Here is a 7748-nt window from a genome sequence, read left to right as displayed (position 1 = left end):
CCCACCACCGGAGACCCCCGGCCCCGGCACCCCCCGGTCCGGCACCCCCCGGGCCGGCTCGCGGCACCCCGAGGCAGCCCGGGCCGACGCCCCCCGGCCCGGGACCGGGGCTCCGGGCCGGCTCGGGGCCCCCGAGCGGCAGCGCGAGATCGTGCGCGCGGCGCGCGAGGGCGGTTCCGTCGAAGTCAACGCGCTGGCCGCGCAGTTGGGCGTGGCCAAGGAGACGGTCCGCAGGGATCTCCAGGCGCTGGAGGACCACGGGCTCGTGCGCCGGACGCACGGCGGCGCGTACCCCGTGGAGAGTTCCGGCTTCGAGACGACGCTCGCCTACCGCACCACGATGCACGTCCCCGAGAAGCGCGCCATCGCCCGCGCCGCCGCCGGGCTGCTGCACGACGCCGAGACGGTCTTCGTCGACGAGGGCTTCACCCCGCAGCTCATCGCCGAGGCCCTTCCCCGCGAACGCCCCCTCACCGTCGTCACGGCCTCGCTCTCGACGGCGGGGGCACTCGCCGCCGACCCGCACATGACCGTGCTGCTCCTCGGCGGCCGGGTACGGGCGGGGACGCTCGCGACGGTGGAGCACTGGGCGACGAAGATGCTCTCCGGCTTCGTCCTGGACCTCGCGTTCATCGGCGCCAACGGCATCTCGCGCGAGCACGGCCTCACGACGCCGGACCCGGCCGTCGCCGAGGTGAAGCGGCAGGCGGTACGGGCGGCCAGGCGGCGCGTCTTCGCGGGCGTGCACACGAAGTTCGGGGCCGCGGGTTTCTGCCGCTTCGCCGCGATCCCCGACCTCGACACGATCGTCACGAGCACCCGCCTCCCCACCGCGGAGGCCCACCGCTACGCCCAGCTCGGCCCCCAGGTCCTCCGCGTCTGAAATTTCCCGCACCCCCCGAAGTCCCCCCGATCCCCAGCCACCCACCTACGGAGTCGCCATGCGCCTTCCGAGCCGCCGCCGGCCACCCGGGAGCCCCTCCCGCCCCAGGACCCGCCCCGCCCTCGCCCTCCTCGCCACCAGCGCCCTCCTCCTCAGCGGCTGCTGGGCGGGCGCGGGCGGCGCGGGCTCCGGCGGGGACGCGATCAACGTCCTCATGGTCAACAACCCGCAGATGGTGGAGCTCCAGAAGCTCACGAAGGCGCACTTCACCAAGGAGACCGGCATCAAGGTGAACTTCACCGTGCTGCCCGAGAACGACGTGCGCGACAAGATCAGCCAGGACTTCGCCAACCAGGCGGGCCAGTACGACGTCGCGACGCTCTCCAACTACGAGATCCCGATCTACGCCCGCAACGGCTGGCTCCACGACCTCGACGGCTACGTCGCGAAGTCCCCCTCGTACGACCAGGACGACATCCTCAAGCCGATGCGCGACTCGCTCACGGGCGACGACGGGAAGCTGTACGGGGAGCCGTTCTACGGCGAGTCGTCGATGCTCATGTACCGCAAGGACGTGCTCGCGGCGAAGGGCCTGACGATGCCCGCGCACCCGACGTGGCAGCAGGTCGCGGACATCGCGGCGAAGGTCGACGGCGCGAAGCCGGGGATGCGCGGGATCTGCCTGCGCGGGCTGCCGGGCTGGGGCGAGCTGATCGCGCCGCTGACGACGGTCGTCAACACCTTCGGCGGCACGTGGTTCGCGAAGGACTGGTCGGCGCGGCTCGGCGACAAGGAGTTCCGCGAGGCGGCGAAGTTCTACGTCGACCTCGTGCGCGAGCACGGCGAGTCGGGCGCCGCGCAGTCCGGTTTCGCGGAGTGCCTGAACAACCTGACGCAGGGCAAGACGGCGATGTGGTACGACGCGACCTCCGGCGCGGGCTCGCTCGAAGCGGCGAAGTCCCCGGTCAAGGGCAAGATCGGCTACGCGCCCGCCCCGGTCGTGAAGACGAAGTCCTCGGGCTGGCTCTACACGTGGGCCTTCGGCCTCCAGAAGGCGTCGAGGAACGCCGACAAGGGCTGGAAGTTCATGGAGTGGGCGACGGGCAAGGAGTACGAGTCGCTCGTCGGCAAGACGTACGGCTGGGCGAACGTCCCGGCGGGCAAGCGCGCCTCCACGTACGACCTGCCCGCGTACCGGAAGGAGGCCGGCGCCTTCGCGGACGTCACGCGCGACGCGATCGCGGCGGCGAAGCCCCGCGACCCGGGGGTCCAGCCGCGCCCCGCGCCCGGCATCCAGTTCGTCGGCATCCCCGAGTTCACGGACCTCGGCACGAAGGTCTCGCAGGAGCTCAGCTCCGCGATAGCGGGCCGGAAGTCCGTGGACGCCGCGCTCGACGCGTCGCAGAAACTCGCCGCCGAGGTGTCGAAGGAGTACGAGGGACGATGACGACCGCCACCGCGACACCCCCGTCCGCCGCACCGGAGCGGCACGCGGACGCCGCCGCGCGCTCCCGCCTGCGGGCCTGGGCCACCCGCGCCCCGCTCCTGCCCGCCCTGGTCTTCATGATCGTGGTGACGCAACTCCCGTTCGTCGCCACGCTCGTGATCTCGCTCTTCGACTGGAACGCGCTCTACCCGGACGCCCGCAGCTTCACGTGGTTCAGCAACTACGGCGACGTCCTGAGCGACCCCGACCTGCGCAAGTCCGTCCTCACGACGATCGTCCTGACGGTCGCCGTCGTCCTCGTGAGCCTCGTGCTCGGGCTGTGCCTCGCGCTGCTGCTCGACCGGAAGTTCCCGGGGCGCGGCTTCGTCCGCACCCTCCTGATCGCGCCGTTCCTGCTCGTGCCGGTCGCCGCCGCGCTGCTGTGGAAGCACGTGCTCTACAACCCGGAGTACGGGCTCTTCAACGGCCTGCTGCACTGGGTCGGCGGCGACAGTGCCCCGCAGCCCGACTGGGTGTCGAACACGCCGCTCATCGCCGTCGAGGCGAGCCTCGTGTGGCAGTGGACGCCGTTCATGATGCTCATCCTGCTCGCCGGGCTCCAGAGCCGTTCGCCCGAACTCATCGAGGCGGCGCGCATGGACGGGGCGGGGTCCTGGCAGATCTTCCGCCACCTGACGCTGCCGCACCTGCGCCGCTACCTGGAACTGGGCGCACTGCTCGGCTCGATCTACATCGTGCAGAACTTCGACGCCGTGTTCACGATCACGTCCGGCGGTCTCGGGACGGCGAACCTGCCGTACACCGTTTACCAGACCTTCTACCAGGCGCACGAGAACGGGCTCGCCTCGGCGGCCGGGGTCCTCGTCGTCATCGGTTCGCTCATCCTCGCGACCTTCGTCCTGCGGGTCGTCTCGTCGCTCTTCCGTGAGGAGGTGGGCCGGTCATGAGCACGGCCACCGCTGACCTGCCCCGTCCGAAGCCCGCGGTCGCGCCCGTACGGGCCCCGCGCGGCCCGCGCCGCCGCGGCACCGCGCTCGGGCTGCTCGCCTGGGTCCTCGGCATCCTCGCGTTCCTGCCGATCGCGTGGATGGTCCTGACCTCCTTCCACTCCGAGCCCGACGCGGCGAAGAACCCGCCCGCGCTCGGCGCCTCGCTCACCCTCGACGCCTACCGCGACTTCTTCGGCAGCGGCGGCGGCGCGAGCCCCTGGCCCGCCCTGATCAACTCGGCGGTCGCCTCGCTCGCCTCGACGCTGCTCGTCCTCGTCCTCGCGCTGCCCGCCGCGTACGCGCTGTCGCTGCGGCCCGTACGGAAGTGGACGGACGTCCTGTTCTTCTTCCTGTCGACGAAGATGCTCCCCGTCGTCGCGGGCCTCCTCCCGATCTACCTCTTCGCGAAGAACACCGGGTTCCTCGACAACATCTGGCTGCTCGTCCTCCTCTACACGTCGATGAACCTGCCGATCGCGGTGTGGATGATGCAGTCCTTCCTCGCCGAGGTCCCGACCGCGCTCATCGAGGCCGCGCAGCTCGACGGGGCGCGCCTGCCGACGATCCTCGCCCGCGTCGTCGCCCCGATCGCGCTCCCCGGGATCGCGGCGACGTCGCTCATCTGCTTCATCTTCAGCTGGAACGAACTCCTCTTCGCGCGGGTGCTCTCCGGTGTCGTCGCCGAGACCGCGCCCGTCTTCCTGACCGGCTTCATCACGAGCCAGGGCCTGTTCCTGGCGAAGGTGTGCGCCGCGTCGCTCGTCATCTCCCTGCCGGTGCTCGCCGCGGGGTTCGCCGCCCAGGACAAACTCGTCCAGGGCCTGTCGCTTGGAGCCGTCAAGTGAAGGCAGCCGTCATCGAGTCCGTCGGGAACGCCGTCGTCACGGAGGTCCCCGACCCCACCCCGGGGCCGCGCCAGGTCGTCGTGGAGGTCGCGGCGTGCGGCCTGTGCGGCACCGATCTGCACATCCTCCAGGGCGAGTTCGCGCCGACGCTGCCGGTCGTGCCGGGCCACGAGTTCGCGGGCACGGTCGTGGCACTCGGCTCCGAGGTCACGGAGCTGGCCACGGGCGACCGGGTCGCGGTCGACCCGTCCCTGTACTGCTACGAGTGCCGCTACTGCCGCACCGGGCACAACAACCTGTGCGAGCGGTGGGCCGCGCTCGGCGTCACCACGGCGGGCGGCGCGGCACAGTACGCGGTCGCGCCCGTCGCCAACTGCGTCAAGCTCCCCGAGCACGTCCGCACCCGGGACGCCGCGCTCATCGAGCCGCTGTCCTGCGCGGTCCGCGGCTACGACGTCCTCAAGTCCCAGCTCGGCGCGCACGTCCTGATCTACGGCTCGGGCACGATGGGCCTCATGATGCTGGAACTCGCCAAGCGGACCGGCGCCGTCTCGGTGGACATGGTCGACCTCAACGAGGAGCGCCTGAAGACGGCCGCGCACCTCGGCTGCTCCGCGACGGCGACCACCCCTGACGCCCTGGAGCGGCCCGGCGGCTGGGAGCTGGTGATCGACGCGACGGGCAACGCGGCGGCGATCCAGGACGGCCTGGGCCGCGTCGCGAAGGCGGGCACGTTCCTCCAGTTCGGCGTCGCGGACTACGCGACGACCGCGACGATCGAGCCGTACCGCATCTACAACCAGGAGATCACCATCACGGGCTCGATGGCGGTCCTGCACAGCTACGAGCGGGCGGCGGAACTCTTCGCGACGGGCCTCCTCGACCCGGAGGTCTTCATCAGCGACCGGCTCCCGCTGAGCGACTACCCGCGGGCACTGGAGCGGTTCGCCGCCGGGGTGGGGCGGAAGATCGTGGTGGAGCCGCAGGCCGGCTGAGCCCGCGCCGCACCCCGGGCGGTGGCGTGCGGGTCAGCCGCGCGCCACCGCCTCCCGGCCCCGTACGTGCGCGAAGGCGACGACGGCGGCCACGAGCACCGCGAGGACGAGCCCCGCGGCGAGGACCGGCTCGGGCGTGAACGTCACCGCGAGGACCGCGAGGACGCCCGCACCCCACAGCGCGTCCATCGGGCCCAGGGCCTGCGGCTCGCGCTGGAGGAGGCGGACGACGAGGACATACACGGCGACGGGCACGGTGAAGACCGCCGAGATCGCCGCGTCCGCGTGCTCGCCGTGGCCCGCGTGCTCGGCGGCGAGCGCGAAACCCGCGCCGACGGCGGCGGCCGAGGCGAAGACGGCGTAGTGCCCGTACCCCCAGCGCAGCGCGGCGCCGAGCGAGGCGAGCGGTTTGGGCTCGGTGCGCAGGAAGTAGAGCCACCACAGCGCGAAGACGGTGAGGAGACCGCCGATGCCGACCGGGATCAGGTCGCCGAGGGCGTGCGCGTCGAGGAGGCCGCGCAGGGTCGCGACGGCGGCGGTGATCGACTCGCCGAGCACGATGAGGGTGAAGAGGCCGTAGCGCTCGGCGATGTGGTGCGGGTGCCAGGTCGTCGTCGCACGCCGCTCGGCCCAGGCCGGGACGGCGAGTTCGGCGACGACGAGGACGAGGAAGCCCCACAGTCCGGCGTCGTCGGGCAGCGCGAGCCGGCCCAGCCAGCCGAGCTGCACGACGAGGATGCCCGCCGCGTACCGCAAGCAGGTGGCGCGCCGCTCGGGATCGCCCGCGGCAGCCCGCAGCCACTGGGCGACCCCGGCGAGCCGCATCACGACGTAGCCCCAGGTGATGACGGTGAAGTCGAGGTGTTCCAGCGCGTCCCGGGCCCCGGCGGCGACCGCGAGCGCCCCGGCGATCTGCACGAGCGTCAGGATCCGGTAGGGCACGTCGTCGGTGTCGTACGCGGAGGCGAACCACGTGAACCCCATCCACGCCCACCAGATCGCGAAGAAGACGAGCACGTAACCGAGCACGCCGTGCCCGGTCCGCCCGGCCGCGACCTCGTGTTCGAGCGCGGCGGCGGCCTGCGCGACGGCCGTGACGAAGCACAGGTCGAAGAAGAGCTCCAGAACCGTCGCGGTGCGGTGCTCCTCACCAGGCTCCCTGGGGGCCATGGGACGGTGCCAGGAGAAGCCGGGGACGAGGTGACGGGGCGACATCGCTGCCTTCGGACGAGAGGACGGGCCGGGAAGGCAGCGTAGTGGGCGCGGGCCCCGGCCCCGCCCGTCCTGACTTCCGCGCGCGCCGCCCGTCCTCGCTTCCGCGCGCGCCGCCCGCCGCGCTCCTCCGCGCGGCGACCGGGTGGCTACGCGGGCAGGGGCAGGCTCGCGAGGCGGTCCAGGAGGGCGCGGGCCTCGGTCAGTTCGCCGATGCGGGTGGTGAGCCGCTCACGTTCGCGGGCGAGCCCTTCGCGCAGTTCCGGGCACTTGCCCGTGAGGACGACGGAGTCGTCCGTCGCGCACGGCAGGATCTCGGCGACGGCCTCACTGTTGAGCCCGGCCGCGAGCAGGAGCCGGATGCGGCGCACGACGGCGACGCTGCGCTCCTCGTAGACGCGGTAGCCGTTGGGCAGGCGGACGGGCGCGAGCAGGCCCTGTTCCTCGTAGTAGCGCAGGGCGCGGCGGCTCGTCCCGGTGCGTTCCGCCAGTTCACCGATTCTCATGGGCCCTCAGTGCAGCAGGACTTGACCTTCACGTCAATGTGACCCCCTAGCGTCCCGCCCATGACCACGCACTCCGAAGCGCAGTCCCCCGTACCCGTCTCCCTGCTCGGTCTCGGCCCCATGGGGCAGGCGCTCGCCGCCGCCCTCCTCGCCGCCGGGCACCCCCTCACCGTCTGGAACCGCACCCCGGGCCGGGCCCCCGGGCTCGCCGCGCTCCGCGCCCCCTCCCCGGCCGAGGCGGTGCGCGCCGCGCCGCTCGTCCTGACCTCGCTCACCGACCCGCGGGCCGTACGGGCCGTGCTCGCGGACGTCCCCGCCGCCGCGTGGGAGGGGCGCACGCTGGTGAACCTCAGCAGCGGTACGCCGCACGAGGCCCGCGCGCTCGCCACCTGGGCCGGGGAGCGCGGCATCCGCCTGCTCGGCGGCGCGGTGCTCACCCCGACACCCACGATCGGCACCCCCGCCGGGGCCCTGCTCCTGAGCGGTCCCGCCGAGGTCTTCGAGGCGGTACGGGCGCCGCTCGGCGCGCTCGGCGGGCGGGCCACGTACGTGGGCGCGGAGCCGGGACGCGCGGCGGCGTACGAAGTGGCGCTGCTCGCCGTCTTCGCGGCGAGCGTGCAGGGGCTCGCGCACGGCTTCGCGTTCGCGGCGGCGGAGGGGATCGCCCCGGAGGGCTTCGGGGCGCTCGCGGGCGGGGTGGGCGCGATGCTCCCCGAGATGGCGGAGCGTTTCGGGCACCAGCTCCGCACCGGCACGTTCCCCGGCGAGCGCTCGACGCTCGCCTCGGCCGCCTCGGCACTGAGCCACCTCGTCGCGCACGCCACCACGCACGGGATCGACACGGGCCTGCTGAGCGCCGCGCGCCGCCTGG

8 protein-coding genes are annotated in these 7748 nt (G+C 73.0%); 6 read left to right on the top strand and 2 right to left on the bottom strand.

Annotation, left to right across the window (positions count from 1 at the left end; genetic code table 11):
- Positions 1 to 148: 148 nt before the first annotated feature.
- From G3I42_RS14275 to G3I42_RS14255, 5 genes are read left to right on the top strand one after another with little or no spacing between them, the layout of a single operon-like run.
- The gene (locus G3I42_RS14275) at positions 149 to 883 is read left to right on the top strand and encodes a DeoR/GlpR family DNA-binding transcription regulator (RefSeq protein ID WP_164285972.1); all 735 of its coding nucleotides are present in this window, start codon (positions 149 to 151) and stop codon (positions 881 to 883) included.
- Between the two features lie 58 nt (positions 884 to 941).
- Positions 942 to 2330, top strand: coding sequence for a sugar ABC transporter substrate-binding protein (locus G3I42_RS14270; protein ID WP_164285968.1), 1389 nt, complete (start codon positions 942 to 944; stop codon positions 2328 to 2330).
- Complete coding sequence (locus G3I42_RS14265; protein ID WP_164285967.1) at positions 2327 to 3277, top strand: sugar ABC transporter permease; 951 nt, start codon at positions 2327 to 2329, stop codon at positions 3275 to 3277. Before G3I42_RS14270 ends, G3I42_RS14265 begins: the two co-directional genes overlap by 4 nt.
- Positions 3274 to 4164, top strand: a complete 891-nt coding sequence (locus tag G3I42_RS14260; RefSeq protein WP_239096440.1) for a carbohydrate ABC transporter permease — start codon at positions 3274 to 3276, stop codon at positions 4162 to 4164. Before G3I42_RS14265 ends, G3I42_RS14260 begins: the two co-directional genes overlap by 4 nt.
- The gene (locus tag G3I42_RS14255; RefSeq protein WP_164285965.1) at positions 4161 to 5159 is read left to right on the top strand and encodes a zinc-dependent alcohol dehydrogenase family protein; all 999 of its coding nucleotides are present in this window, start codon (positions 4161 to 4163) and stop codon (positions 5157 to 5159) included. The genes G3I42_RS14260 and G3I42_RS14255 overlap by 4 nt, the downstream gene beginning before the upstream one ends.
- A gap of 33 nt (positions 5160 to 5192) precedes the next feature.
- On the opposite strand, the gene G3I42_RS14250 is transcribed toward G3I42_RS14255, so the two are convergent.
- Together G3I42_RS14250 and G3I42_RS14245 are read right to left on the bottom strand one after the other, a co-directional pair.
- Positions 5193 to 6374 (bottom strand): low temperature requirement protein A, encoded by a 1182-nt coding sequence (locus G3I42_RS14250; RefSeq protein ID WP_164285963.1) that lies wholly within the window; start codon positions 6372 to 6374, stop codon positions 5193 to 5195.
- A gap of 146 nt (positions 6375 to 6520) precedes the next feature.
- Positions 6521 to 6877 carry a MerR family transcriptional regulator gene (locus G3I42_RS14245; protein ID WP_164285961.1) on the bottom strand — a complete coding sequence of 119 codons (357 nt, stop codon included), beginning with the start codon at positions 6875 to 6877 and terminating at the stop codon, positions 6521 to 6523.
- A gap of 60 nt (positions 6878 to 6937) precedes the next feature.
- On the opposite strand from G3I42_RS14245, the gene G3I42_RS14240 reads away from it, so the two are divergent.
- The coding region (locus G3I42_RS14240; RefSeq protein ID WP_164285959.1) for an NAD(P)-binding domain-containing protein at positions 6938 to 7748 on the top strand (811 nt) is incomplete at its 3' end.

The sequence above is a fragment of the Streptomyces sp. SID11385 genome (assembly GCF_010548245.1).
GTDB lineage: Bacteria > Actinomycetota > Actinomycetes > Streptomycetales > Streptomycetaceae > Streptomyces.
The sequence above is the reverse complement of the archived record's forward strand: the minus strand, read 5'-3'. Positions and strand labels throughout refer to the sequence as shown.